The organism is Sphingomonas sp. TF3 (genome assembly GCF_003985085.1).
GTDB lineage: Bacteria > Pseudomonadota > Alphaproteobacteria > Sphingomonadales > Sphingomonadaceae > Sphingomonas.
The window spans coordinates 1-24,130 of sequence record NZ_RWKS01000003.1 but is presented as its reverse complement, the minus strand read 5'-3'; the positions used below and the strand labels follow the sequence as shown (position 1 = coordinate 24,130).

Annotated in this window: 26 protein-coding genes; 5 read left to right on the top strand and 21 right to left on the bottom strand. The window is 65.7% G+C overall.

The annotated features are described in order from the left end of the window. The first annotated feature begins 38 nt into the window (after positions 1-38). The 3 genes from EJC47_RS02985 to EJC47_RS02975 all read left to right on the top strand — a co-directional run bounded on the left by EJC47_RS02985 (position 39) and on the right by EJC47_RS02975 (position 1,578). The gene (locus tag EJC47_RS02985) at positions 39-473 is read left to right on the top strand and encodes a hypothetical protein (protein ID WP_126845439.1); all 435 of its coding nucleotides are present in this window, start codon (positions 39-41) and stop codon (positions 471-473) included. A 99-nt stretch (positions 474-572) separates the two neighbouring features. Next, positions 573-1,244 carry a glutathione S-transferase family protein gene (locus tag EJC47_RS02980; RefSeq protein ID WP_033963514.1) on the top strand — a complete coding sequence of 224 codons (672 nt, stop codon included), beginning with the start codon at positions 573-575 and terminating at the stop codon, positions 1,242-1,244. Further along, a complete protein-coding gene (locus EJC47_RS02975; protein WP_081988595.1) occupies positions 1,231-1,578 on the top strand; it encodes a tRNA-binding protein in 348 nt (115 codons plus the stop codon). The genes EJC47_RS02980 and EJC47_RS02975 overlap by 14 nt, the downstream gene beginning before the upstream one ends. On the opposite strand, the gene EJC47_RS02970 is transcribed toward EJC47_RS02975, so the two are convergent. The 10 genes from EJC47_RS02970 to EJC47_RS02925 form a co-directional block, all read right to left on the bottom strand. Continuing rightward, entirely contained in the window at positions 1,570-3,054 is a 1,485-nt protein-coding gene (locus tag EJC47_RS02970) for a hypothetical protein (RefSeq protein ID WP_126845438.1), read from the bottom strand. The genes EJC47_RS02975 and EJC47_RS02970 overlap by 9 nt on opposite strands. Positions 3,055-3,164: 110 nt before the next feature. After that, positions 3,165-3,584, bottom strand: coding sequence for a hypothetical protein (locus EJC47_RS02965; RefSeq protein ID WP_126845437.1), 420 nt, complete (start codon positions 3,582-3,584; stop codon positions 3,165-3,167). 14 nt (positions 3,585-3,598) lie between these two features. Continuing rightward, positions 3,599-4,135 (bottom strand): demethoxyubiquinone hydroxylase family protein, encoded by a 537-nt coding sequence (locus EJC47_RS02960; RefSeq protein WP_126845436.1) that lies wholly within the window; start codon positions 4,133-4,135, stop codon positions 3,599-3,601. Continuing rightward, positions 4,132-4,605, bottom strand: a complete 474-nt coding sequence (locus EJC47_RS02955; protein ID WP_126845435.1) for a disulfide bond formation protein B — start codon at positions 4,603-4,605, stop codon at positions 4,132-4,134. Before EJC47_RS02955 ends, EJC47_RS02960 begins: the two co-directional genes overlap by 4 nt. A gap of 3 nt (positions 4,606-4,608) precedes the next feature. After that, positions 4,609-5,946, bottom strand: coding sequence for a S41 family peptidase (locus EJC47_RS02950; protein ID WP_126845434.1), 1,338 nt, complete (start codon positions 5,944-5,946; stop codon positions 4,609-4,611). Positions 5,947-6,039: 93 nt separating this feature from the next. Further along, positions 6,040-7,221 carry a murein hydrolase activator EnvC family protein gene (locus EJC47_RS02945; RefSeq protein ID WP_126845433.1) on the bottom strand — a complete coding sequence of 394 codons (1,182 nt, stop codon included), beginning with the start codon at positions 7,219-7,221 and terminating at the stop codon, positions 6,040-6,042. Between the two features lies 1 nt (position 7,222). Then, positions 7,223-7,645, bottom strand: a complete 423-nt coding sequence (locus EJC47_RS02940) for a 23S rRNA (pseudouridine(1915)-N(3))-methyltransferase RlmH (protein ID WP_126845432.1) — start codon at positions 7,643-7,645, stop codon at positions 7,223-7,225. A gap of 153 nt (positions 7,646-7,798) precedes the next feature. Further along, on the bottom strand, positions 7,799-8,200 hold the full coding sequence (gene rsfS / locus EJC47_RS02935) for a ribosome silencing factor (RefSeq protein ID WP_126845431.1): 402 nt from the start codon (positions 8,198-8,200) through the stop codon (positions 7,799-7,801). Between the two features lie 8 nt (positions 8,201-8,208). Next, on the bottom strand, positions 8,209-8,874 hold the full coding sequence (locus EJC47_RS02930; protein ID WP_126845430.1) for a nicotinate-nucleotide adenylyltransferase: 666 nt from the start codon (positions 8,872-8,874) through the stop codon (positions 8,209-8,211). Then, positions 8,838-10,106, bottom strand: a complete 1,269-nt coding sequence (locus EJC47_RS02925; RefSeq protein WP_033964679.1) for a glutamate-5-semialdehyde dehydrogenase — start codon at positions 10,104-10,106, stop codon at positions 8,838-8,840. The genes EJC47_RS02930 and EJC47_RS02925 overlap by 37 nt, the downstream gene beginning before the upstream one ends. 77 nt (positions 10,107-10,183) lie before the next feature. Between EJC47_RS02925 and EJC47_RS02920 the strand changes: the two genes are divergently transcribed. After that, positions 10,184-11,245 carry a DUF3667 domain-containing protein gene (locus EJC47_RS02920; protein ID WP_126845429.1) on the top strand — a complete coding sequence of 354 codons (1,062 nt, stop codon included), beginning with the start codon at positions 10,184-10,186 and terminating at the stop codon, positions 11,243-11,245. Between the two features lie 99 nt (positions 11,246-11,344). On the opposite strand, the gene ftsH is transcribed toward EJC47_RS02920, so the two are convergent. From ftsH to ruvB, 6 genes are all read right to left on the bottom strand, one after another. Beyond that, positions 11,345-13,309: an ATP-dependent zinc metalloprotease FtsH gene (gene ftsH, locus EJC47_RS02915; protein WP_126845428.1), complete on the bottom strand. Its 1,965-nt coding sequence runs from the start codon at positions 13,307-13,309 to the stop codon at positions 11,345-11,347. An 81-nt stretch (positions 13,310-13,390) separates the two neighbouring features. Beyond that, the gene (gene tilS, locus EJC47_RS02910; RefSeq protein ID WP_126845427.1) at positions 13,391-14,416 is read right to left on the bottom strand and encodes a tRNA lysidine(34) synthetase TilS; all 1,026 of its coding nucleotides are present in this window, start codon (positions 14,414-14,416) and stop codon (positions 13,391-13,393) included. Positions 14,417-14,423: 7 nt separating this feature from the next. After that, positions 14,424-15,425, bottom strand: a complete 1,002-nt coding sequence (locus EJC47_RS02905) for a tetratricopeptide repeat protein (RefSeq protein WP_126845426.1) — start codon at positions 15,423-15,425, stop codon at positions 14,424-14,426. Between the two features lie 58 nt (positions 15,426-15,483). Beyond that, positions 15,484-16,455, bottom strand: coding sequence for a helix-turn-helix domain-containing protein (locus EJC47_RS02900; protein WP_126845425.1), 972 nt, complete (start codon positions 16,453-16,455; stop codon positions 15,484-15,486). A 109-nt stretch (positions 16,456-16,564) separates the two neighbouring features. Continuing rightward, on the bottom strand, positions 16,565-18,835 hold the full coding sequence (ptsP, locus tag EJC47_RS02895) for a phosphoenolpyruvate--protein phosphotransferase (protein WP_126845424.1): 2,271 nt from the start codon (positions 18,833-18,835) through the stop codon (positions 16,565-16,567). Between the two features lie 104 nt (positions 18,836-18,939). Continuing rightward, positions 18,940-19,962, bottom strand: a complete 1,023-nt coding sequence (ruvB, locus tag EJC47_RS02890) for a Holliday junction branch migration DNA helicase RuvB (RefSeq protein ID WP_126845423.1) — start codon at positions 19,960-19,962, stop codon at positions 18,940-18,942. 59 nt (positions 19,963-20,021) lie between these two features. Between ruvB and EJC47_RS02885 the strand changes: the two genes are divergently transcribed. Continuing rightward, entirely contained in the window at positions 20,022-20,924 is a 903-nt protein-coding gene (locus tag EJC47_RS02885; RefSeq protein WP_126845422.1) for a 2-hydroxyacid dehydrogenase, read from the top strand. Positions 20,925-20,944: 20 nt separating this feature from the next. On the opposite strand, the gene ruvA is transcribed toward EJC47_RS02885, so the two are convergent. The 5 genes from ruvA to EJC47_RS02860 form a co-directional block, all read right to left on the bottom strand. After that, a complete protein-coding gene (gene ruvA / locus EJC47_RS02880; RefSeq protein ID WP_126845421.1) occupies positions 20,945-21,538 on the bottom strand; it encodes a Holliday junction branch migration protein RuvA in 594 nt (197 codons plus the stop codon). Positions 21,539-21,580: 42 nt separating this feature from the next. After that, entirely contained in the window at positions 21,581-22,066 is a 486-nt protein-coding gene (ruvC, locus tag EJC47_RS02875) for a crossover junction endodeoxyribonuclease RuvC (RefSeq protein ID WP_126845420.1), read from the bottom strand. Positions 22,067-22,543: 477 nt separating this feature from the next. After that, the gene (locus tag EJC47_RS02870) at positions 22,544-23,287 is read right to left on the bottom strand and encodes a YebC/PmpR family DNA-binding transcriptional regulator (RefSeq protein ID WP_033964702.1); all 744 of its coding nucleotides are present in this window, start codon (positions 23,285-23,287) and stop codon (positions 22,544-22,546) included. A 74-nt stretch (positions 23,288-23,361) separates the two neighbouring features. Next, positions 23,362-23,601: a DUF2312 domain-containing protein gene (locus tag EJC47_RS02865; protein ID WP_126845419.1), complete on the bottom strand. Its 240-nt coding sequence runs from the start codon at positions 23,599-23,601 to the stop codon at positions 23,362-23,364. A 63-nt stretch (positions 23,602-23,664) separates the two neighbouring features. Continuing rightward, positions 23,665-23,958: a DUF1244 domain-containing protein gene (locus tag EJC47_RS02860; protein WP_126845418.1), complete on the bottom strand. Its 294-nt coding sequence runs from the start codon at positions 23,956-23,958 to the stop codon at positions 23,665-23,667. Positions 23,959-24,130 lie beyond the last annotated feature (172 nt).

The following is a 24,130-nucleotide window of genomic DNA, read 5'->3' as shown; positions in this document are numbered from 1 at the left end:
GCGCTCGGCCCATGTTCCAGGCCAGATTCGAGGTTGTCATGCGTCCTTTTCTGATCGGTGTGTTCGCACTCGGCCTGGCGGGGCCAGCCTTCGCGCAGGACCGCGCACCGCAACCGCCCGCAGTCGATGCGCAGCAACTCGGCTCGGCGCTCTCGACGCCACTTGTCCAGGAAGGCCTTGCGGCAACCGTCGACGAATTCGCGGATGCCTTGCTCCAGACCCATGTCGGCCCGCTGGCGCATTATGCCGATCCGCGCGCGAATGTCCGTCCCGACAACACCCTTGGGGATCTGGCAGCACGCTCCAACCCCAATTACCGCCGCGACCTGCACGAAAGCGCGCGCGGTGCGATCGCCGCAACCGGGCGTGCGATGCAGGATGTCGCCAGCATGAGCGCCGAGCTCAAGCGCACTTCCGACCGCATCCATCATCTGCTCGACCAGACGCGGGCGGAAATGGAGTCGCTACGCTAACGTCCGGATTGGCGTCCGACATCTCGGGACGGGGTCGATCGAACGAATCCCGCGCCAAGCCATCTTCCCCCACCGCCGCGCAGCTTCTACGACGGGCCTATGTGGCAACTCTTTCAATTCCCCCTCTGCCCGTTCTCGCGCAAGGTGCGCCTGCTGCTCGGTGAAAAGGGCGTCGGCTGCGAACTCGTCCGCGAAAACCCGTGGGAACAGCGGGACGAGTTTCTCGACCTGAACCCGGCGGGCCAGGTGCCGGTGATGACCGACGCGCTCCGCAGCATCCGCCTGATGGATTCGATGGCGATCTGCGAATATCTTGAGGAAACCGTCGAGAAAAACGCGATGCTCAACGGCACGGCGGTCAACCGCGCCGAAATCCGCCGTCTCGTCGCCTGGTTCGATTCGCAGTTCTTCGCCGACATCGTCGCGCCGCTGCTGCACGAACGCATGGAAAAGCGCCTGGTCACCAAGGAACCGCCCGATGCGCGCCGCCTGCGCGACGCGATGAAGGCGGCGGTGCGCCACCTCGATTATACCGATTATTTGCTCGACCATCATAATTGGATGGCAGGATCGACGATGAGTCTGGCCGACCTCGCCGCCGCGGCGCAAATTTCGGTCGCCGATTATCTCGGCGGAATCGACTGGAAGAATCACGAACAGACCGCGAAATGGTATCGCGGGTTCAAGAGCCGCCCGAGCTTCCGTCCCTTGCTGTCGGAACGGATGGAGGGCATCGTGCCGCCGAAACATTATGACGATGTCGATTTCTGAGCGCGCCACCTTCGACGATTTCCTGAAGCTCGACATCCGCGTCGGGACGATCGTCGAGGCCTTGCCCTTCCCGGAGGCGCGCAAGCCGGCCTATCGGTTGAAGATCGATTTCGGGCCGGAGATCGGGATCAAGCGGTCCTCGGCGCAAATTACCAAACGCTACACGCTGGAGGAATTGCCCGGTCGCCAAGTGGCCGCGGTGGTGAATTTTCCACCGCGCCAGATCGGTCCGGTGATGTCCGAAGTGCTGACGCTGGGCTTTCCCGACGAGGATGGCGAGGTCGTCTTGATTCAGCCCACGCTGCCCGTGCCCAATGGCGGCCGCTTATACTGACCCCGTACGCTGCCGATCCCGCTCCGCGCGCCGCGTCCACCACAGGATCAGCACCAGCGTCGGCAGCGCGACGTCGAGATACAGCGCAAAACCGAACCACGGCTGCCACCCCCAATAGACATTGGCCAGTGTATTGAACTTGCCGTGCGCGAACAGGCCGACAAAATTGCGCGTCCACACCGGCATCGCCATGTTTTCGGGCGCGAAGATGTCGGTCGATGCGATCACCAGATTGACGATCATCGACAGCGCGAGCAGTGCCGCCGCCGCGCGCTTTGCCGCGCGCGAGCGCAGCGATGCCCAGAACGGGGCGAGGCCGAGCGCGAGAAAGGGAATCGCTGGCACCGAATGGCGCGGCCCGGTTGACGCGCCGCCATCCCAATAGGCGTAGGACGCATTGAGCGAGAGTACGATCACGATCACCGCGACCGCCAGCACGCCAAGGTCGCGCGTCGCGCGATCGCGCAGCAATAGGATCACGCCCGCCGCACCCATTGCGAGCGCGGGTGCCACCCAGAACAATCCACGCCGGAGTCCCAGGGTAATGCCAAGCAGCGCTTCCGGTTTTGGATAGGTCAGGCCGAACAGCCCCTGGTTCATCCCGCTAAACCCGACCACGCCGCGATAGCCGGTCATGAACGGGGTTCCGAAGGCAAACTGATTATAGGCCAACATCGGCAGCACCGCGACCACGGCCGCCGCGACCGCCAGCGCGTACAATCGCCACCGCATCGGCCACACCGCCCCCCGGCTGCGCCACAAGGCCCATAGCCCGATGGCAATGCCGCCCAAGGCCGCCTGAAATTCCACCGCAACCGCCCAGCCAAGCGCCAACCCGGCCATCACCGGATAGCGCCAGCGCCCAAGCTCCTTCGCGCCCGAAGTGCCGCGCCAGATCGCCCAGGTCGCGATCAGAAACAGCGCCGCGACCGAAGCGTGGCCGAACATCGTGGTCGACCAGCCCCATATCACCGATCCCAAGGCATAGCCCAGCGCCGCAAACAGCCCGGCGGCTGGGCTGCCAGTGAGTCCGGTGCCGAAATCGAACAGCAGCACGGTGGCAAAGGCCGTCAACACCGCCGCCCCGAATGCCACCGCCAGCCACAAGCGAAGCCGCAGGAAATTCGCGAGCCGGAGATTGGTGATGTCGATCACCTCGTCATAGGACTGCGCTCCCGCCAAATGGTCGGCCGCCCAAACCACCGGTGCCGCCATCAGCGTCATGCCGGGGGCCTTGTCCATATAGTAATGCGTGCCCGTCTTGGTCGCGAACTGCGCTTTGTCGATCGTCAGCGTCTCATAGCGATCGATCGTCGCCTCACCGCGTTCGACCAGCGCGAGTGCGCCAAACAGGCGTGTGGCGTTGTTGGGATTGAGCTCGAACGAGCCGAACCATATGCACGACAGCCACACCAGCGCGAACAGCAGAAGCGCCGCCGCATGGGGCGCGCGAACGGTCGTGTCAGGCTCTCTCATGTAATCAGGCGAACAGCCATTGGCCGAGCGAGCGGCCCAAGGGAAGTGCAGAGCAACTCCCAATCAGCGACGCCCCCGTTCGCATCTCGCGCACTTGCACGCTCAACCCATTACGGCAAAGAGGCTTCTATGGCGCGCTGGTCAGCTTTGGCGTCCTGCTTTTCGCGCTTATAGCGTTGGCCGGCCTGCGCGAAGCAGCCGGTCGATCCGCCGGCACCTACCGTCGAGCAACTGCCGATTCCCGTCGCACCAACCCGATCATTGGCCGCTGACTTGGCCGCCCAGCTCTCGTTTTCCGGCGTGACCTTCAATTCGCGCAATTCCTTGGGGATGCGGAACTGCTCGCCAGGCTTGCGGCGGACGCACACCACGATTTCATTGCCATCGGCATCGGTCGGGCACTTTTGCGTGCCGTAGATCACCAGCGTAGGTACCGGCACGTTCTGCGCCGCGAGCGGCGCGAAACCGCCCAGGCCAATGCCCGTAAGCAATGTCGCCGCCAGCGCTGTCTTCGTCGTCAGGTTCGCCATGATCCTGTCTCCCGTCAAATCCGTTTCGCGGTCGCGATGGCAACCTTGCACCCCAGCCGGATAGCCGCGCTGAGCAACGGATACCCAACAGCGTTTTCCGCACCTGCCGCCAGCGCCGTTTCGCGATGTTCGACCTCTTCGGCCTGAAAATCGCGGATGGCGGCCGAAAGCTCCGGATCGCAGTCACCTAGCACATCGAGTTGCTCGGCATAATGCTTGTCGATCTCGGTTTCGACGGCGGCAGTGCAGGCCATCGCGGCTTCAGGGCCCATCGCCGCCGTTACCGCCCCAAGCGCGAAACCGGCGACATCCCAAAACGGTTGCAGCACGGTCGGGCGCACACTGCGCCGCGCCATCATCGAATCGAAAAACGCACGGTGGCGTTCTTCCTGATTGGCCATGCCGGCAATCGCGCGCGCCGCCGGGCTGCGATCGCCCAGCACCGCAAGCTGACCCGCATAGATGCGCGTCGCGCCATATTCGCCTGCTTGATCGACCCGTACCATAGATGCGGTTGCACGCTTCGGGTCGCCAGGTTTCCAACGGGTCATGCTGCCTTCCTCCGCATCAGCGCGAAGATGGCGAGCGCGCCCGCACTCGAAAAGAGCGCATTGTATCCAGCGAGCGAAATATGGAACAACGTCCATTGCGCCACGTCGCAGCGGATGATCGGCGCGTTCATGATGCTGTCGAGCGTGATTGGGCCCGATACGGTGGAGGTGCAGGCAGTAACGCCCGCCCACCAATGATATTCGACCCCGGCATGATAGACGCCGATCAGGCCACTCAGCAAAATCGCCAAAGCTGCCAGCCCGACGAGCGCGGTCCGCGCCGCCCGTCCCGGCACGACGAACGCCAGCGCCGCCAGCACAAGCGCCGCGATGTGCGGATACCGCTGCCACCAGCACATCTCGCACGGATAGAGCTTGCCGATATATTGAAAGGCCAGCGCACCGCCGAGCAACGCCAGCGGAATCAGCAACGCGAGCAAACGTGCGGCGCGAAAACGGTCCCGGATCATCGCTTACTTCGCCGCCGTCACGGATTGGGTCGAAGAGAGCCGCGCGAGCGTCTTCAGCGCATAGCTCAGCTGGAAGTCATCGATCCCCTTGGCTTTCAACTCGTCTGCGGTGGCGGCAAAGCGCGGATCAACCTTGCCATCTTCCTCCAGCGCGCCGTTATTGGCCTTCACCTCATTGATGAGATGCCGCCGCAAATCGTCTTCGCGGAACACGGGCCGCGATTTGTAATCGGGGTCGGAAAGCTGCGGCACCGCGATATCAGGCTCGATCCCGCCCTCCTGCACCGATCGTCCCGAGGGGGTATAATAACGCGAGGTGGTCAGGCGCAGCGCGGCATTGTCGCCCAGATCGATCACCGTCTGCACCGATCCCTTGCCGAACGAGCGTTCGCCCATCACCAGCGCGCGGTGGTGATCCTGCAGAGCCCCCGCGACGATTTCCGACGCGGACGCGGTCCCGGCGTTGGTCAGCACGATGATCGGCACGCCATGCGCCAGATCGCCCTTCACATAGGATTCGGCGTAAAACGGCTCGATATCGGCCTTGTCGCGACCGCGCTGCGAGACGATTTCACCGCTGCTGAGGAAGTTGTCGGCAACGGCGATCGACTCGTCGCGCAAGCCGCCGCCATTGTCGCGCAAATCGATGATGTAACCGAGCGGATCATGGCCGAGTTGCTTGACGATGCCCCGGATCGCGCCCGTAACCGCCTCCCCGGTATGTTCCGAAAAGGCGGTGATGGTGATGACGCCGACGCCGTCCTTTACGCTCCATTTGACCGGCTTCTGCACGATCTTCTCGCGCACCAGCGTGACCTGGATCGGCTTGTCGCGACCTGGACGCAACAGCGTCAGCGCGACCTTGGTGCCCGGCGCACCGCGCATCTTCTGGATCGACTCATCAAGCGAATCGCCGAAGATCAACTTGCCATCGATGTGGGTGATATAGTCGCCCGACTTGATCCCGGCGCGCGCGCCCGGCGCATCGGGCTGCGGCGACATCACCTTGACCGCGCCATCCTCCATCGTGACGGTGAGCCCGAGCCCGCCATAGCTCCCCATCGTCTGGATCTTGAGGTTGTCATAGTCGAGCCCGGTCTCATAGGCGCTGTGCGGATCGAGCGCGGCGAGCATCCCCTGGATCGCCCCCTTGACCAGCACCTTGTCGTCGACCTTGTCGACATATTCCGCCTTCACGCGGTTGAACACGTCGAGGAACACCGACATTTCGCGGTACGTGCCGGTGTCGACCGCCGCCATCGCACTGGTGCCGATCGGCACCATGGCCAGCACCGCGGCAATCGCGGAGGCCTGAAACAGCGAGGTGGTAAAGCGCGACATCGTTTCGATACTCATACGAGCAAGAGGGTATCGCCACACCGTAGCGGGGTTTCGTCGCAGATCAAAGCATGCTGGCCCTGAACGCAGCGTGACTCAGCCGATCAGCGCGGTCATGTCCACCGCGCGATCGCGCCGCCGCAGTTCGACGGTCACGCGCGGAGCCTCGCCACGCTGGGCCTGACCGATCGGCGCGCCCTGCCCGACGGCTTCGCCGATCCGCACGCTGACGCTGCCGAGCCCTGCCACCAGCGACGTCCAGCCGCCGCCATGATCGATAATGACGATCGCCCCATAATCCCGAAACGGCCCGGCAAAGGCGATGCGTCCGGCAGCGGGCGCGACGACTTGCGCACCCGCGAGTGGCGCAAGCGTCAGACCGCGCGACCGCACGCCCGCCGCCGACACTTCGCCAAGGCCGGTTACGATTTTGCCCTGGACCGGCAGACGATAAGGCGGGGCGGCGGACGACCAGTGCCCCTGGTCGACCGGTGCCGCGACTTCCCCCGGCCGCGGCGGACGCGGCAACGGTCCCGGGAGCGATTCCAGGCTCTCCCGCGTCGCCGCCTGATTGCCGATCGTATCCATCAGATCGACGATGTCGCGGGCCTTTTCGCCGAGCGCGATGGCCCGGTCGGATTCGAACAGCGCATCGCGCCCCAACGTGCGCGAGCGCAAGCGGTGTTCCGCCTCCAACCGCGTCAGCGCCAGCCGCTGTGCCTCCAGCCGTGTGCGACTTTCGGCCAGCGCGCGCGTCGCCAGCGCAGCCTGTTCCTGCAGCGCCCGCGTGTGCGCAAGATCGGCGCGGACATCGGCGGTGCGCGCGCGGATGACCGGCAGCGTGCTCGACAGCACCGCGCGGACGTGAACCAGATCGTCGACCGAACCGGGCTGGACCATGCTGATCACCGCGGGACGCCGCGCGAGCGATTGCAGCGCCGCCATCAGGCGCGCGACCGGCGCTTGCTTCGCGGCGAGCCGCGCGCGCTGATCGGCCAGCAACCGGTCAATGATCGCGATCCGCGCTTGACCGGCGGCGATGTCGGCCTCGGCCTGTTGAATCCGCGCGGCGACGGCGGCCTCCTGCGCGCGCGCCTGCGCGGCCTGGTCGCGTTCGATGGCGGCGGCGCGTTCCAGCCCGGCCGAACGCGCGGCGGCGGCAGCCGATTGCGCCTTGGCCTCGGCCAGTCGCTGACGTTGGTCGGCGGTATCCTGCGCCGGTGCTACACTCGCACCCGCCAGCGCCAGCGCACCGATCAAAAAACCCCGCCCGCGCATCTTACCCCTCGCGGTGATAGGGATGGTTGGCAAGAATACTGGTCGCGCGGTACAATTGCTCCGCCAGCATCGCGCGCGCCAGCAAGTGCGGCCAGGTCGCCCGCCCGAAGCTCAGCAACACATCGGCCTCAGCGCGCTGCGCATCGTCAAAGCCATCCGCCGCCCCGATCAGAAAGCGCGCCTCGCGCACGCCGCCATCGCGCCACTTCTCCAACGTCGCCGCAAGATCGCGCGAGGGCAGCACCTGCCCCGTCTCGTCGAGTATCACGACGCGCGTGCCCGGCTCGACCGCAGGCATCTTGCCGCCGGTATCGGGCAATTCCGTCATCTTGAACGGCCAGGTCAGCCGCTTGACATAGCGCTCGACCAATTCGGCCTCCGGCCCGCGCCCGATCCGACCACGGGCAACGATGTGGAGCAGCATTGTTGACTCCGTTGCGAGAGGTCTCAGCCCACGACTTCCCCGGCGAAGGCCGGGGCCCAGTCGCAGAGACCGCTGCTCGTGAGCGCTGCGCGCACCATCTCACCGCTCACGACTGGGGCCCGGCCTTCGCCGGGGAGGCAGAAGATCGTGCGATCAATCCGCAATCGCCGGGGCGACCGGCGGCGTCGGCGCATCGCCAAACGCCCACATCCGTTCGAGATTGTAGAAGGTGCGCACTTCGGGACGGAACAGATGCACGATCACGTCGCCCGCATCGAGCAGCACCCAATCGGCGGTCGGCAGACCTTCGATGCGGGTCGGGCGGCCAAGCTCGGCCTTGATCTTTTCGGCGAGCTTCTGCGCCATCGACGCGACCTGGCGAGTCGAACGCCCACTGGCGATGACCATGTAATCCGCGATGCTCGATTTGCCCGCGAGCGGGATCGAGATGGTGTCGACCGCCTGATCGTCGTCGAGCGACGCGAGCACGAGCCGATGCAGCGCCTCGACCTCATCGGGTTCGGACGCGCGATAAACAGGAGAAGATGAGGCCAAGACGATTCCTATGCAGAAGGTGGGGACGGTTCATCTGGCAGGAAATGCCGCTGCCAGGCGGGGTCGGCAGCACGAAGCTGCGTCGCGGAGTGCGGGTCGGGGCGGAAGCGCAACAGCACGAGTGCCGGCAATCTCCACTGCGTCCAGTTCTTCGCCTGGTGTGCGGGCCGACGTGCGCGCCGCAACCAGCCCATCGCGGGAGCCGCGAGAGCAGCATGTTCATACCCCGGACGCGCGATAACCGCAATCGGAACCTCACGCGCGATCCGGCGCCACCCTTTCCACTGGTCGAACTGCGCGAGATTGTCCGATCCCATCAGCCAGATGAACTGCTTCTTGGGGAAGAGTCGCCGCAATTTGGTGACCGTATCGACGGTGTAGCGGGTGCCGAGACGCTGCTCGATCGCACTCACCCGGATCGGCGCATGCCGCGCCACGCGCGCCGCCGAGGCGAAGCGCGCCGCGAACGGTGCCATGTCCCCGCTCTTCTCCTTCAACGGATTGCCGGGCGACACCAGCCACCACACTTCATCAAGCGCGAGCGCCTCCAGCGCCGCCAGGCTGATCGCGCGGTGCCCCGCATGCGCTGGATTGAACGAACCGCCGAGAATGCCGATGCGCGTCCGTGTCGCCGTCTTCAACCGCGCACCTGCCCGGTGCCATAGCCGACCCATTTGTAGGTCGTCAGGCCCTCGAGCGCCACTGGGCCGCGCGCGTGCAAGCGCCCGGTGGCGATGCCGATTTCGGCACCGAGCCCGAATTCGCCGCCATCGGCAAATTGCGTCGAGGCGTTCCACAGCACGATCGCACTGTCGACTTCGGCGAGGAAGCGCGTCGCGACGCGTTCGTCATTCGCGACGATCGCGTCGGTGTGGTGCGAGCTGTGGCGCGCGATGAAACGCAATGCACCGTCGAGGCCGTCGACCAGCCCCGCCGAGGCAATCGCCTCGAGATATTCGGTGTCCCAGTCGGCATCGGTCGCGGACACCAGATCGGGCACCAGCGCGCGCAGGCCGGGGCCGCCGCGCACCTCGCAGCCAGCATCGCGCAAAGCGGAGACCAGCCCCACCGGATCGGGATAAGCGCGATCGATCAGCAACGTCTCCATCGCACCGCACACGCCGGTGCGCCGCATCTTGGCATCGACCACGATCGACCGGGCCATCGCCGGATCGGCCGAGGCATCGACATAGATGTGGTTGATGCCGTCGAGATGCGCGAGCACGGGCACACGCGCCTCGGCTTGGACGCGCGCTACCAGCCCCTTGCCGCCGCGCGGTACGATCAGGTCGATCGCGCCTGCGCCCGCCGATCCGTCGGCCGCCAGCATCGCGCCGACGGCGGCCCGGTCGGTGGTGGGCACCAGTTGCGCGGCATCGGCGGGGATGCCTTCGGCCACCAGGCCCGACACGAGCGCGGCGTGGATCGCGCGGTTGCTCTCGATCGCCTCCGAGCCCCCGCGCAGAATCACAGCATTGCCCGCCATCACCGCGAGCGCGGCGGCATCGGCGGTCACATTGGGGCGGCTTTCATAGATAATGCCGATCACGCCGATCGGCACGCGGACGCGGCGCAGGCGCAGGCCGTTGGGGCGCTCGCTCTCGTCGATGATCGCGCCGACCGGATCGGCCAGTCCCGCAACGGCGGCAACGCCGTCCGCCATCGCCGCCACGCGCCCGCTATCGAGCTTCAACCGGTCGAGCATCGCGTTCGACAGACCGGCTTCCGTCGCCTTGGCCATATCGGTGGCGTTGGCGGACAGGATCTGCGGCGCGGCATCGCGCAGCGCCTGCGCGGCCGCACGCAACGCAGCCGCCTTGGTCGCTGTCGGCAGCGTCGCCAGCGTGCGGGCAGCGGCGCGAGCGCGGTTGGTCATGTCGGCGAGCAGAATCGTGGCATCGTTCATGAAACCGTCGCTATCACGAGCAAGGCCGCCCCCGCAAAAGCTATCGCATTCGCAAAAGCCGCTGCTATGCTCCGCGCATGTCGGGGGAAATCGGGGCAGCGGGCGATATCGCAACGGGCATGCTGGTCGGCCGTGTGGCCGAACCGCATGCTGGCGAAATCGTCCATCGCGCACATGAGCATGGGCTTTGCCTGAATTGCGGAACGTCGCTGCACGGCGACTTTTGCCATGCCTGCGGCCAGGCCGGGCATGTCCACCGTTCACTGCACTCGATCGGCCATGATCTGCTGCACGGCGTGTTCCACTTTGAAGGCAAGATCTGGCGCACCTTGCCGATGCTGGCATTCCACCCCGGTGCACTGACGCGACGCTATATCGCGGGTGAGCGCGCACGCTTCGTCTCGCCGCTGGCGTTGTTCCTGTTTTCGGTGTTCCTGATGTTCGCGACGATCCACGCGATCGCGGGGGAACTCGGCATCGGCATGCCGCCCGAGGCGCGCACCAGGGCGGTGCAGAACATCGATGCCAATATCGCCAAGAACACGGCGCGGCTCGCCGAGCTGCAAGCAACGCCCAATGCGCCCGGTGCCGCGGAAAAAATCGCTGAGTTGAAGGACGATATGACCTCGCTCACCGCAGCGCGCAATGTGATGTCGGGCAAGGCAATGCAGGACATCCCGCTTAGCTTCGACGACGTTCACACCAGTTGGCACGCGCTCGACAAGGGGCTGGCCAAGGCGAGGGAGAACCCGGGACTGGTACTCTACAAACTGCAGTCGAGCGTGTACAAATATAGCTGGGCGCTGATCCCGATCTCAACGCCGTTCGTGGCGTTGCTGTTTCTGTGGCGGCGACGCTTCCAGATGTACGACCATGCGATCTTCGTGACCTATTCGATCGCCTTCATGATGATGCTGGTGGTGACGCTGACGCTGCTATCGACCGCAGGCGTATCGTCGTGGCTGATCGAGCGGGCGGCGCTGATCATTCCCCCCGTCCACATGTTCGCACAATTGCGCGGCGCTTATGGGCTGCGCAAGCGGTCGGCGCTGTGGCGCACTGTCGCCCTTCTGATCTTTGCCTGGGTCGCGTTGCTCGCCTTTGCCGCGATGCTGCTCGTTATGGGGCTGATGGAATAGCCGCTTGGCGGCAGCGGATTTCGGCTGCGGCTTATCCCATAAAAAAGGCCGCGCCCGATGCTTCGGACGCGGCCTTTTCTTGCCTCTTGGTGCCTGGCATCAGGCTCCGGCAGGTGCCGGATTGCCGAAGCCGCTGCCACCCTTGGGCTTGCGCGTCTTGGGGATCGACGTGCCAGCCCCCGGCACCGATGGCGATTTGGGGCCATCGTCGCGGCTGATGCTGCCCTCGGCGACGAGCTTGAGGATTTCGTCGCCCGACAGCGTCTCATATTCGAGCAAGGCACCGGCCAGCAGGTGCAATTGGTCGATATGCTCGGTCAGGAGATGCTTGGCGCGGTCGAGCCCGCCCTGAACGATCGCCTTGATCTCATCGTCGATAAGTTGCGCGGTCTGGTTGGACATGCGCACCGGTTGCGAATTCGAATAGCCAAGGAAGGATTCGCCTTCGGGCTGGGCATATTCGACCGGGCCGACCTTATCGGACATGCCCCATTTGGTGACCATGTCACGCGCCAGGCCAGTGGCATATTGAATGTCCGACGAAGCACCCGACGACACCTTGTCATAGCCGAAGATCACTTCCTCGGCGACGCGCCCGCCCATGGACACGGCAAGGTTCGCGTACATCTTGTCGCGGTGATAACTGTACGAATCGCGCTCCGGCAGGCGCATCACCATGCCCAGCGCGCGGCCGCGCGGGATGATCGTCGCCTTGTGGATCGGGTCCGAGGCCGCTTCGTGGATCGAGACGATCGCATGGCCGGCCTCGTGATAGGCGGTCATCCGCTTTTCTTCGTCGGTCATCACCATCGAGCGCCGTTCCGCCCCCATCATGACCTTGTCCTTGGCTTCTTCGAACTCGCTCATCGCGACCAGCCGCTTGCATTTGCGGGCCGCCAGCAGCGCAGCCTCGTTGACGAGGTTGGCGAGATCGGCACCCGAGAAGCCGGGCGTACCGCGGGCGATGACGCGCGCATCAACGTCAGGGGCCAGCGGCACCTTCTTCATATGCACTTCGAGGATCTTCACGCGGCCTTCAATATCGGGCCGGGGCACGACGACCTGGCGATCGAACCGGCCCGGACGCAGCAAAGCGGGGTCGAGCACGTCGGGCCGGTTGGTGGCGGCGATGATGATGATGCCTTCATTGGCCTCGAACCCGTCCATCTCGACCAGCAATTGGTTGAGCGTCTGTTCGCGCTCGTCATTGCCATTGCCGAGGCCAGCACCACGATGGCGGCCGACCGCGTCGATTTCGTCGATGAAGACGATGCACGGGGCCGACTTCTTGGCTTGCTCGAACATATCGCGCACGCGGGAAGCGCCCACGCCGACGAACATCTCGACGAAATCCGACCCCGAAATGGTGAAGAACGGCACGCCCGCCTCACCCGCGATCGCGCGGGCGAGCAGCGTCTTGCCGGTGCCAGGCGAGCCGACCAGCAACGCGCCCTTGGGGATTTTGCCGCCGAGGCGCGCAAATTTGGTCGGGTCCTTGAGGAACTCGACGATCTCCTGCAGTTCCTCACGCGCTTCGTCGATGCCGGCGACATCATCGAAGGTCACGCGGCCTTCCTTCTGCGTCAGCATCTTGGCGCGGCTCTTGCCAAAGCCCATCGCGCCCGAGCCGGTGTTCTTCTGCATCTGGCGCAGCACGAAATAGCCAAGACCGAGAAACAGGAAGAAGGGCAGCGAATTGACCAACAGGATCTGCCAGATCGGCGCGCCCTCTTCGGGCTTGGCACTGATCACGACGCCCTTTTCGCGCAGGCGATCGGTCAGGCGAGGGTCCTGCGGCGCGAAGGTACGGAATTTGGTGGTGTCGTTATACGTGCCCGTGACGACTTCGCCGGCGATGTTCACATCGTGCACTGCGCCGCTCTCGACCTTGTCGAGGAAGGCCGAATAGGGGATCTGCGCCGCGGCCGCGCCGGGCTCGCGATTGCCGATCAGCGCGACGAACAGTGCCAGCGCGACCAGGATGCCAACCCAGATGAGCAGCGACTTCATCCACGGGTTAGGCCCGCCAGTGTCGGAGCCGGGCTGCTTGTCGTTGTCGTTCATGCGGAAACGTACCTTTCTCGATCTCTCAAGATAGGCGCGTGCGGATTAATGGCAATGGAATGTGCCAAGCAAATTCGTCGATCAGAGCGAGCGACGCGGTGGTTGTGGGGCAAAACGCCACACTTTTCCCCACACCGACACCATGATTCCCCCCTGAGTCGCGGTCGTGCCCGCCAAGAGCGCGTCCAGCAGCGGTTCGATATTGGTCGAGTCGTCGAAAATTGGACGGAAGATACCATTGGCCGCGCGCACCGAATGGATCGCGGAACGGCACATCCGGCGTTGCACCTCACGCGGCAGATCGGACAGGTCCAGCCAGCTTTGCAGGTCAGGATCGTCAATCCGTTCGGGCGTGACCTTCCGCGTCGTCCATAGCCACGCCTCAATCTCGCGCAGCGTCGCATCGGCCTCGGCGACATACGCCGCCGAGCGTGCGAGCTGCGCGGCATCAAGCCATGGCGTGTCGCGGAGCAGCGCGCGAAAACGCGTGCGGTCATAATGCGGATCTGCATTGCTGGGGTCATCGACGAAGGGCATCGCCGCTGCGACCACCAAAGCCCGCAATTCCGCCACGCGCCATCCGAGGAGCGGGCGGACCAAATCGACCCCGCCGCATCGGCCGGGAGCAACCACTTCGCGCCGCTGTCGTGCGCGGATGCCCGCCAGCCCTGCCACACCCGACCCGCGTGCGGCGCGCATCAGGAAGGTTTCGGCCTGATCGTCGGCATGATGCGCGGTAGCAAGGCAGCTCGCGCCGATCTCGGCCGCCCAGCGCAGCAGCAGCTCATAACGTACAGCCCGGGCGCGCGCCTGCACCGACCCGGATCCAATCGGCTCTGCCACCACGAGTGTGGTGTGTGGCACCCCGGCGTTGGCACACCAGGCGGCGACCATCCGCGCCTCGGCGGCAGCGGCGGCGCGCAAGCGGTGATCGACCGTGGCGGCGTGGACTTGGCCCGGAAACGCCGCCGCCGCGAGCGCGAGCATCGCCATGCTGTCGGGCCCGCCCGACACCGCCAGCGCGATCGGCGCATCGGGCGGGACGACACCCCCCAGCACCTGCGCAAGATCACCGCCGAACCGCTCGACCGCTGCCCGGTCGAGCATGCTCATCTCACGAACAATTGGCCGCCGCGCGGCCCTTGGCGACGCCGGCCTTCATCTTGGGGTCGGCATCGACCTTGGCACCGTAGGTCCGCGTCAGCTCGGTATAGACCTTGCACACTTGTGCGGCGGGCTTGTCGAGTTTCACCAGTGCCTGGGCCAGATAATAAAGGCTTTCGGGCGCGCGGTCGCCATCGGGCCATTTCTTGTAATTGTCGTAAAAGGCAAGGCTGGCAAGCGACGGCTTGCCATCTTCCAGATACGACCGGCCCAGCAGATTCTGCGCATAGCTCGCGCGCTTGTGGGTCGGGAATTTGGTGGTGACGATGGTAAACTGCGCCTCGGCCTCAGGATAGAGCTTCGCCGCCCACAGCCGGTAGCCATAGAGATAGGTGTCTTCGGCAGCGTCCCCCGTGTCCGGCCGATCGATCGCGGCGAGCTTCGCCCCGCGTTCGGGATCCTTCGCAACAACCGTGCGCACGACCGGCGGCGGGGTCACACCGCCCTTGGTCGGGGCTGGCCTGGTCGCCGTCGGTTTGTCGGCGGGCCGGTCCGCTACGGGGCGTACCGGAGTGGGGCGATCATCGGCACCGGGCGACTGGATCGGTGCGGGCTCTGCTGCGGCTGCGGCCGCCGCTGCCGCAGCCGCTGCATTCGCTTCGAGCGTCTTCAATCGCCCCTCGACCAGTTGCAGGCGATGCTGATTGGTTTCGATTTGCGCGGTCATGCCGCGCAACTGCGTTTCCAGCGAATCGACGCGCGCGGTCAGGTCCGCGACCGGGCTGGTGGGCGAGCCCGACAGGATCGTGTCCGGGTTGGTCGGCTGGTTCTCGGGCTGGACATATTGCCCGCTTCCGCCCGGAAACACCTTGCGCTGCACCGCGCGCATCTCGCCTTCGAGCCGGTCCACCCGCCCCTCAATTGCAGCGCCGGTCGTGCGCTGGGCAAATGCTGGCTGGGGGGCCAGGGCAGTTCCAGCCACGACCAGTGCAGAGATCAGATAAGTGCGCATTCGACACCCCCCGGTGTAAATAGAAATCGCGCAACGAACCTCGCCATTGCGCAGACGATCATGGTTTCGGCGTCGCGCCCGGCGTGGGCCCGGTCGGCTCCGGGGCGACGGGAGCGGCGATGTTGAGCGGCGGTTCGACCGAGGCCGAACCCGCACGATCGCGATGCGCGGCGGGGCTTGCCGTGCTCCGCGATGCCGCACGCGTCGGGGCGGCGGGCGTCGGGGATGCGGCAACGGCCGGATTAGGCTGTGCTGCCCCGCGTGCCCCGAGCGTCGCCGCGTCGATCGGCACGTCCTTGATCGCAACCTTGCCGTCACCAAGCGGCGCGACCTGCGTTCCGCCCACCGTCACCTGCAATTTGTCGGGACGCCCGACATTGATCATCGGGCCGACAGCATCGCCGGGCACCGCATAGGTGTCCCCGGCCTTCATTGTGCCGATGAACAAGGTCTTTCCGGCCTTGTCATAGACTTTCAGCCACACCTCGTCGGTCGCGGTCAGCACCACGGCACCCGTCGGCGCGGCAGGCGTGGGTGCAGCCGTCGGCGCGTCCGCGACCGGTGCGGTTGGCTCGGCAGCGGGCGTCGTGGCCACGCTCTCCTCGCCGCGAAACAGGTTGGTCCCGTAAAACACCCCGACCCCAACCAGCAGTATGATCGCCACCAGCAGCGTCACCATCGCCAGACCGCGCGTCGGCACGCGCGATGGCTCGTCGATCTGATAGGCCTCATATTCGGTTCGCCGGACCGCATTGGGCTGATCGCTGGCACCGCGCACCTCGCGCGCGATCGCGACTTCGTCGATCCCGACCGCACGGGCATAGGCTTTGGCGAAACCCACCGAATAGGTGATCGACGGCAAGGTCGCGTAATTGCCGAGTTCGATCGCTTCGAGCTGGCGCACCGGTACGCGAGTCCGCGCAGCGATCTCGGCGAGGGACAAGCCCTGCGCCTCACGCGCCTCGCGCAGCTTTTCCCCGGCAGTCTTGGGGAACAGCGTTGCCTCTTCGGACGGTAACGGATCGGTCATGCGTCTCTCCGGCAGGATGGGTGCGGCCCAATCTTTGTCCTGCCCTGCGATCGTGTCTCACAAAGGGGGGCAGACAAGTCAACGGCCTGTCGCATCCTCCATCGCCCGATCACGCCAGTTCAACGCCGTTTTCGGTCGCCCAAGCCGAAAGCGCGCCGCGCATATCGCGCGGAGGTGCCTTGAGCAGCTCCGCCATATGCGCCGTCAACGCCGCCCGATCGAGCGAGCGCACCATCGCCTTGATCGGCCCGACCGCTGCAGGCGTGATCGACAGCCGATCGATCCCAAGCCCGATCAGCGCCATCGCTTCCAACGGACGCCCGCCCATTTCGCCGCACACCGTCAACTGCACGCCCGCCGCCCGCGTCGGTTCGACCAGCTTGAGCAGGAAGCGCAAGATCGCGGCGCTCAACCAGTCATAACGTTCGGCGAGCTTGGGATTGGCGCGATCGGCGGCGAAGAGAAATTGCGTCAGGTCATTGGTGCCGACCGACAGGAAGGCAATATTGGGCAGCAGCACGTCAAGCTGCTCGGCAAGCGCCGGCACTTCAAGCATCGCGCCATAGCGGATGTCGGTCGGCAGCTTCTTGCCGCGCGCGCCGAGCCAATCGCGCTGCGCCTCGAACAACGCGCGCGCCTCGTCAAACTCCCACGGCTCGCTGACCATCGGGAACATGACGTTGAGCGTCCGCCCGGCCGCCGCCTCCAGCAGCGCGCGCGCCTGCACCTTCATCAGCCCGCCGCGTTCGAGTGCGAGCCGGATCGCGCGCCAGCCCATCGCCGGATTTTCTTCGTCGGCATCTTCCTTGTTGAGATAGGGCAGCGCCTTGTCGCCGCCGATATCGACCGTGCGGAACACCACGGGCCGATCGCCCGCCGCATCGAGCACGTCGCGGTACAGGCGCTGCTGGCGCTCGCGCGAGGGCAAGGTGGCGGAAACGAGAAACTGGAATTCGGTGCGGAACAGGCCGATGCCGTCGGCACCGGTCACATCGAGCGCCGAAACATCGTCGCGCAGCCCGGCATTGACCATCACCGTCAACCGGTGGCCGTCCTTGGTGACCGGGGCCTCGCTCTTCAGCGCAGCGAACACCGCACGGCGTTTCTGGCGCAATTCCAGCGCGGTCTGGAACGCTTCCTCCATCGCCGCCGATGGCCGCGCAAAGACGTTGCCTGCGGTGACATCGAGCAGCAGCAAATCGCCCTCGCCCACCAAACGCCGCACGTCGCGCACGCGGCCAAGCACCGGCACCCCCATCGCGCGGGCGACTATGGTGACGTGCGCGGTGAGCGACCCTTCTTCGAGCAGCACGCCCTTCAGCCGTCGCCGATCATATTCGAGCAGTTCGGCCGGCCCCAGATTGCGCGCGATCAGGATCGTGTCCTGCCGCAAGCCCATTTGCGCGGCGGTGCCCATTTGCCCCGACACGATCCGCAACAGCCGGTTCGACAGATCCTCGAGATCGTGCATCCGGTCGGCGAGCAAGGGATCGTCGATCTGGCGCATCCGCATCCGCGTGCGTTGCTGGACGCGCTCGATGGCCGCTTCCGCCGTCAGCCCGGAATCGATCGCCTCGTTGATGCGCCTCGCCCAGCCCTCGTCATAGGCGAACATCTTATAGGTCTCGAGCACCTCTTCATGCTCGCCACCCACGCCGAATTCGGCTTGCGCGGCGATGCGCTCGATCTGCTCGCGCATCTTGTCGAACGCTGCATAGACGCGGTGGCGCTCGGCCTCGGTATCCTCGGCGACGATATGTTCGACATGGACGCGCGGCTGGTGGAACACGGCATAGCCGCTCGCCATGCCGTCGACGAGCTTCAACCCGGCGATGCGCATCGGCGCGGTCGATTGCGGGCGCATCGTCGCGGCACCGCTGGCGTCGACCAGTTCGGCATTGGCGATGAGTTCGCTCAGCACCATCGCCACGGTCTGCAAGGCCTCGATCTCGACCTCGTCATATTTGCGCGGATCGACATGCTGGACCGACAGCACGCCGACTGCGCGTTCACGCCGGATGATCGGCACGCCTGCAAAGCTGCGGAACTTTTCCTCGCCGGTTTCGGGGTTGTGGACGAAGTCGGGATGGCTCGCCGCTTCGTCGAGGTTGAGCATTTCGACCGTCTGCGCGATCGTGCCGACCAGACCTTCGCCCAAGGCCAGCTTGGTGACGTGCACCGCCTCCTGCGCCAGCCCGCGCGTGGCGTAAAGTTCGAGTACGCCCTCGCGCAGCAGATAGATCGAGCAGACCTCGCTCGCCATCGCCTCGCCAACGATGTTGACCACCGCATTGAGCTTGGCCTGCGCAGGCGTGCGCGAGGCCATCACGTCATGCAGACGACGGAGGATTTCGCGGGCGGAGGCGGCGGCGCTTGGCATGGTACCCGGCTAACAGATTGGTGCAGGGCTTGGCTATCGTGCGACGCACAAGATTTGTTTGGGGGGCTCTTTCTTATTCCCCTCCCGCTTGCGGGAGGGGAGTTTTACACGTCGAACAAGCTTTCCTGCGCGCCTTCGGGCGGGGTCAGGCCAAGATGCTTCCACCCGCCCGCATTGAGGCAACGCCCGCGCGCGGTGCGCGCGATCAGGCCGAGCTGGATGAGATACGGCTCGATCACTTCCTCGACCGTGTCGCGCGGTTCGCTTAAGCCCGCCGCAAGCGTCTCCACGCCGACCGGCCCCCCGCGATAAATGTCGGCGATCATCATCAGATAGCGCCGGTCCATCGCGTCGAGCCCGATCCGGTCCACCTCCAGCCGGTTGAGCGCGGCATCGGCAGCACGCGCATCGACCACATCGTGCCCCGCCGCATGGGCAAAGTCGCGCACGCGCCGCAACAACCGCCCGGCGATGCGCGGCGTGCCGCGCGAACGCCGCGCCACCTCGGTCGCGCCGTCGGGCGAAATGGCAAGGCCGAGCAGCCCCGCCGCGCGCGTGACGACACTGGTCAATTCCTCGACCGTATAGAAAGACAGCCGCACCGGAATGCCGAAGCGATCGCGCAAGGGGGTGGTCAGCAAGCCCTGTCGCGTGGTCGCGCCGATCAGCGTGAAGCGCGGCAAATCGATCCGCACGCTGCGCGCGCTTGGCCCCTCGCCGATCATCAGATCGAGCGCGCGGTCCTCCATTGCGGGGTAGAGCACTTCCTCGACCGCCGGTTGCAGCCGGTGGATCTCGTCGATGAAGAGCACGTCGCCATCTTCGAGATTGGTGAGCAGGGCGGCGAGATCACCCGATTTGGCGATCACCGGGCCCGAGGTGGCGCGGAAGCCAACGCCCATTTCGCGCGCGACGATCTGCGCCAGCGTCGTCTTGCCAAGGCCGGGGGGCCCGAAGAACAGCACATGGTCGAGCGCATCGCCCCGCGCCCGCGCAGCCGTAATGAAGATCCGCAGATTCTCGCGCGCAGCCTTCTGCCCGACGAAATCGTCGAGCGACTTCGGACGCAGCGCGGCGTCGACGTCCTCGGCGGTGCGGGCCGGGGTGAGGATGCGATCGTCGGTCATGACGCGGCGATAGCGTGCCGGGGCTGGGCGCGGCAAGGCACAGGCGCTAGGATACCGGCATGACTGTCCTGCCCGAGCTGTTCGTCGCCTCGTCGCTTGCGCCCAGCCTGATCGCAGCCCTGGAAGAGCGCTTCACCCTGCACCGCCATGCCCCACCGCCGAGCACGCGCGCGATCGTCGGCGGCGGGACGATGCTGCTCGATGCGGCGCTGCTCGAGCGGTTGCCCGCGCTCGAAATCGTCGCGATCCACGGTGTCGGGCATGATCGCATCGATCTGGCGGCAGCCAAGGCGCGCGGCGTGCGCGTGACCACCACGCCCGACGTGCTGACCGAGGATGTCGCCGACCTCGCCATCGCCCTGTGGCTGGCGGTCGAGCGCCGGGTGGCCGCCAACGATGCGGTGGTGCGCGGTGGCGGCTGGGGCGTGCCGCTCGGCAGGCGGGCGAGCGGGCGCACGATCGGCATCTTCGGGCTGGGCAAGATCGGCCAGGCGATCGCGCGGCGGGCCGCGTCGTTCGGGGGCGAAATCCTCTATACCGCGCGCCACGCCAAGCCCGAGCTGCCGTGGCATTTCGTGCCCGACATCGCCGCACTGGCCGAGGCGAGCGACGTGCTGATCCTCGCCGCGCCGGGCGGGGCCGCGACGCAGAGCATTGTCGATACGGCGGTGTTCGAACGGCTTGGGCGCGGTGGCGTTTTGATCAATATTGCGCGCGGCAGTCTGGTGGACGAAGCCGCGCTCATCGCCGCGCTGGAGCAGGGCGTCATCGCGGGCGCAGGTCTCGACGTGTTCGCCGACGAACCGCAGGTGCCCGACGCCCTGAAAGCGATGCCGCAAGTGGTGCTCGCCCCGCATCAGGGCAGCGCCACGATCGAGGGCCGCGCCGCGATGGAGGCGCTGGTGCTGGCGAATCTCGATGCGCATTTTGCGGGCGAAGTATTGCCGACGGCGATCGTGTAACCGCCCGCATCGGCGGGGGGTCACTTCGCCGCCTTCCTGAGCGCGAGGCGCACCAGCGCGTCGAGCGTCGCACCGCCGCCCAGTTCCTCCTCCGCCGCTGCCACCGCGCCGCTGGCTTCGGCCGGGCGGAAGCCGAGGTTGAGCAGCGCCGACACTGCATCCGCGCCCGCGCCGACCGGGGCCACCGTCACGCCCGCGCCGCCGATGGCGACGCCGCCGATCTTGTCCTTCAATTCGCGCACGATGCGTTCGGCGAGCTTTGGGCCAACGCCATTGGCGCGAGCGACCATCGCCTTGTCCTGCGCGGCAATCGCGCGCGAAAGATCGGCGGGTTCGAGCGCCGACAGGATCGCCAGCGCGACGCGCGCACCCACGCCCTGCACTCCGGTGAGCAAGCGGAACCAGTCGCGCTCAGACGCGGTCGCGAAGCCGACCAGGCGGATGAAATCTTCGGCGACCAGCATCTCGGTGTGGAGCATCACCGCCTCGCCGACCGGGCCGATCGCGGCGAGTGTCCGCGACGATGCGCCAACCAGATAGCCGACCCCGCCAACATCGACCACGGCATGGTCGAGTCCTGTCGCGTCGAGGCGGCCTTTAAGATGGGCGATCATGTCCGGTACGTAACAGGAACGCGCCGCCCGAGGAAAGCAAAATCAGGGGATGCGCCGCGCGCTCGCCAGATGGTGCGCGTGGCAAATCGCCACCGCCAGCGCATCGGCGGCATCGGGTCCGTCGATCTTCACGCCGGGCAGCAAGCGGCTGACCATGGCATGCACCTGCACCTTTTCAGCACCCCCGACGCCGACCACCGCCTTCTTGATCAAGCGCGTGGCATATTCGCCGACATCGAGCCCAGCGCGCGCGCCAGCGCATAGCACCACGCCGCGCGCTTGCCCCAGCTTCAGCGTCGATTGCGGGTTGGCGTTGACGAACACTTCCTCGACCGCGCACGCATCGGGCGCGTGATCGATCAGCAATGCGCTCAACATCGCATCGAGATGGGCGAGGCGGCGGGGGAGCGAGGCGGCGGTGTCGGTCTTGAGCTTGCCATTGGCGACATGGCTCAGCCGGTTGCCCTCGGCGCGGATCAGGCCCCAGCCGGTGATGCCGAGACCAGGGTCGAGGCCGAGGATCAGCATTTTTTTTGGTCCACGCGAAGGCGCGAAGGCGCGAAGCAGGGAGTTCGCGCGGAGACGCGGAGACGCGGAGGAGAAGGGAGACAAGGTGCACGGACCCCGCGCGCGCCGTCACCCCGGGCTTGTCCCGGGGGCCACCGATCGCCGAGACCATCGGCCACAGGATAAGCGGCACGGTGGATGCCGGGACGAGCCCGGCATGACGTAGGGAGTGTGTCGGTCGATACGGGGCGCAACATCTCCGCGCCTCCGCGGCTCCGCGCGAACCGGGTCCCGCTTCGCGGCTTTGCGGCTTCGCGTGAAAAGATCGGGCGACTGTCGAAGATCAGCATAAAATTCCCTCTCCCCTCGGGAGAGGGAAGGAGGAGCGGAGCGACGGAAGGGTGAGGGTGACCGGGTGTGCGACGTCGCCCTCACCCTTCCCGCTTGGCTTCGCCAAGCGGGCCCCTTCCCTCTCCCAAAGGGAGAGGGAGTTGAAGGTCATCCCAGTTTCTCGAGGATCGCGTCGGACACTTCGTAATTGCCCCACACGGTCTGCACGTCGTCATCGTCGTCGAGCACGTCGATCAGCTTGAACAGCGTCGCGGCATCCTCCTCGCTGACTTCGACCATAGTCTGCGGCCGCCAAGCGAGCTTCGCGCCTTCGGGTTCGCCCAGCACCGGGGTGAGCGCCGTCACGACTTCGTGCAGCGATTCGTTCGAGGTCCAGATCTCATGGCCCTCCTCGCTCGACTGTACGTCCTCGGCACCTGCCTCAAGCGCCGCTTCGAACACCTTTTCGGCATCGCCTGCCGACGCCGGATAGGAGATCAGGCCCATCCGGTCGAACGCATGGCTGACCGATCCCGATGCGCCGAGGTTTCCGCCATTCTTGGCCATGCCGGTGCGCACGTTGGTGGCGGTGCGGTTGCGGTTGTCGGTCAGCGCCTCGATGATGAGCGAAACGCCGCCGGGGCCGAAGCCTTCGTAGCGGATTTCCTCGTAATTCTCGGTATCGCCCTTCGACGCCTTGTCGATCGCGCGCTGGATATTGTCCTTGGGCATCGACTGCGCCTTGGCGGCGTTGATCGCCATGCGCAGGCGCGGGTTCATGTCCGGATCGGGCAAGCCCATCTTGGCAGCCACGGTGATTTCGCGGCTGAGCTTGGAAAACATGCCCGAGCGCTTCTTATCCTGCGCGCCCTTGCGGTACATGATGTTCTTATATTTGGAATGGCCTGCCATGCTTACCCCGCAAAGTGGTACTTTGCGGGGACCCCTTAAGGCGTTTGTGGTCCCCGCTCAATGTTGGTGGTGCCTCAGTCGAGCCCGAGCGCCTGCTTGTACGTCTCGAGCAGCGCCTCGGCCTCGTCGCGGTGATGCTTTTCCATCTTGCGCAGGCGGACGATGGTGCGGATCGTCTTGACGTCGAAGCCGGTCGATTTGGCTTCGCCGTACACGTCCTTAATGTCGTCGGCGATGCCCTTCTTTTCCTCTTCGAGGCGCTCGATGCGCTCGATCAGCAGGCGGAGTTGGTCGGCGGCGATGATGTCGCTCACGGCGTTGTTCCCTGAATGTGAATCACTGAAAGGGGCGCGCTTTAGGACAGCGCGCGCGCGCCGTCACGCATTCTTCGCGACGCTTTGGCGCATCCGCTCGAGCTGTTCGGGCGTCGCCTCGCTCTGATGCGCGGCTTTCCACTGCGCATAGGGCATGCCGTAAATAATTGCGCGCGCGGCATCTTTGGTCAGCGTACCGTCGGCTTCCTCGACCCAGTCCGACAGGCAATTGCGACAGAAACCGGCAAGCCCCATCAAATCAATATTTTGCGCGTCGTCGCGGTGGCGCAGGTGCCGCACCAGCCGCCGGAACGCCGCCGCCGCCACGGCATCATCGAGAGTCTCCAAATCGGCCATTATCGTTGCTCCACGGTTGATCGGGCGGAAATAGGGGTTAGAGCAGCACGCGCACAAGCCATCCCCAGGGCGAGAATTATTTCATGATACAGGCAATAGCCCCGCGTTCGCGCAAGGTCCGCATCCTCGCGACGCTCGGTCCCGCAAGCAGCAGCCCCGAAATGATCGCAGC

Excerpts from the sequence above, each read along its gene's own strand:
- EJC47_RS02985 (WP_126845439.1), top strand. The coding sequence starts at position 39 with ATGCGTCCTTTTCTGATCGGTGTGTTCGCACTCGGCCTGGCGGGGCCA.
- EJC47_RS02980 (WP_033963514.1), top strand. The coding sequence starts at position 573 with ATGTGGCAACTCTTTCAATTCCCCCTCTGCCCGTTCTCGCGCAAGGTG.
- EJC47_RS02975 (WP_081988595.1), top strand. The coding sequence starts at position 1,231 with ATGTCGATTTCTGAGCGCGCCACCTTCGACGATTTCCTGAAGCTCGAC.
- EJC47_RS02970 (WP_126845438.1), bottom strand. The coding sequence starts at position 3,054 with ATGAGAGAGCCTGACACGACCGTTCGCGCGCCCCATGCGGCGGCGCTT.
- EJC47_RS02965 (WP_126845437.1), bottom strand. The coding sequence starts at position 3,584 with ATGGCGAACCTGACGACGAAGACAGCGCTGGCGGCGACATTGCTTACG.
- EJC47_RS02960 (WP_126845436.1), bottom strand. The coding sequence starts at position 4,135 with ATGACCCGTTGGAAACCTGGCGACCCGAAGCGTGCAACCGCATCTATG.
- EJC47_RS02955 (WP_126845435.1), bottom strand. The coding sequence starts at position 4,605 with ATGATCCGGGACCGTTTTCGCGCCGCACGTTTGCTCGCGTTGCTGATT.
- EJC47_RS02950 (WP_126845434.1), bottom strand. The coding sequence starts at position 5,946 with ATGTCGCGCTTTACCACCTCGCTGTTTCAGGCCTCCGCGATTGCCGCG.
- EJC47_RS02945 (WP_126845433.1), bottom strand. The coding sequence starts at position 7,221 with ATGCGCGGGCGGGGTTTTTTGATCGGTGCGCTGGCGCTGGCGGGTGCG.
- EJC47_RS02940 (WP_126845432.1), bottom strand. The coding sequence starts at position 7,645 with ATGCTGCTCCACATCGTTGCCCGTGGTCGGATCGGGCGCGGGCCGGAG.
- EJC47_RS02930 (WP_126845430.1), bottom strand. The coding sequence starts at position 8,874 with ATGGGTCGGCTATGGCACCGGGCAGGTGCGCGGTTGAAGACGGCGACA.
- EJC47_RS02925 (WP_033964679.1), bottom strand. The coding sequence starts at position 10,106 with ATGAACGATGCCACGATTCTGCTCGCCGACATGACCAACCGCGCTCGC.
- EJC47_RS02920 (WP_126845429.1), top strand. The coding sequence starts at position 10,184 with ATGTCGGGGGAAATCGGGGCAGCGGGCGATATCGCAACGGGCATGCTG.
- ftsH (WP_126845428.1), bottom strand. The coding sequence starts at position 13,309 with ATGAACGACAACGACAAGCAGCCCGGCTCCGACACTGGCGGGCCTAAC.
- tilS (WP_126845427.1), bottom strand. The coding sequence starts at position 14,416 with ATGCTCGACCGGGCAGCGGTCGAGCGGTTCGGCGGTGATCTTGCGCAG.
- EJC47_RS02905 (WP_126845426.1), bottom strand. The coding sequence starts at position 15,425 with ATGCGCACTTATCTGATCTCTGCACTGGTCGTGGCTGGAACTGCCCTG.
- EJC47_RS02900 (WP_126845425.1), bottom strand. The coding sequence starts at position 16,455 with ATGACCGATCCGTTACCGTCCGAAGAGGCAACGCTGTTCCCCAAGACT.
- ptsP (WP_126845424.1), bottom strand. The coding sequence starts at position 18,835 with ATGCCAAGCGCCGCCGCCTCCGCCCGCGAAATCCTCCGTCGTCTGCAT.
- ruvB (WP_126845423.1), bottom strand. The coding sequence starts at position 19,962 with ATGACCGACGATCGCATCCTCACCCCGGCCCGCACCGCCGAGGACGTC.
- EJC47_RS02885 (WP_126845422.1), top strand. The coding sequence starts at position 20,022 with ATGACTGTCCTGCCCGAGCTGTTCGTCGCCTCGTCGCTTGCGCCCAGC.
- ruvA (WP_126845421.1), bottom strand. The coding sequence starts at position 21,538 with ATGATCGCCCATCTTAAAGGCCGCCTCGACGCGACAGGACTCGACCAT.
- ruvC (WP_126845420.1), bottom strand. The coding sequence starts at position 22,066 with ATGCTGATCCTCGGCCTCGACCCTGGTCTCGGCATCACCGGCTGGGGC.
- EJC47_RS02870 (WP_033964702.1), bottom strand. The coding sequence starts at position 23,287 with ATGGCAGGCCATTCCAAATATAAGAACATCATGTACCGCAAGGGCGCG.
- EJC47_RS02860 (WP_126845418.1), bottom strand. The coding sequence starts at position 23,958 with ATGGCCGATTTGGAGACTCTCGATGATGCCGTGGCGGCGGCGGCGTTC.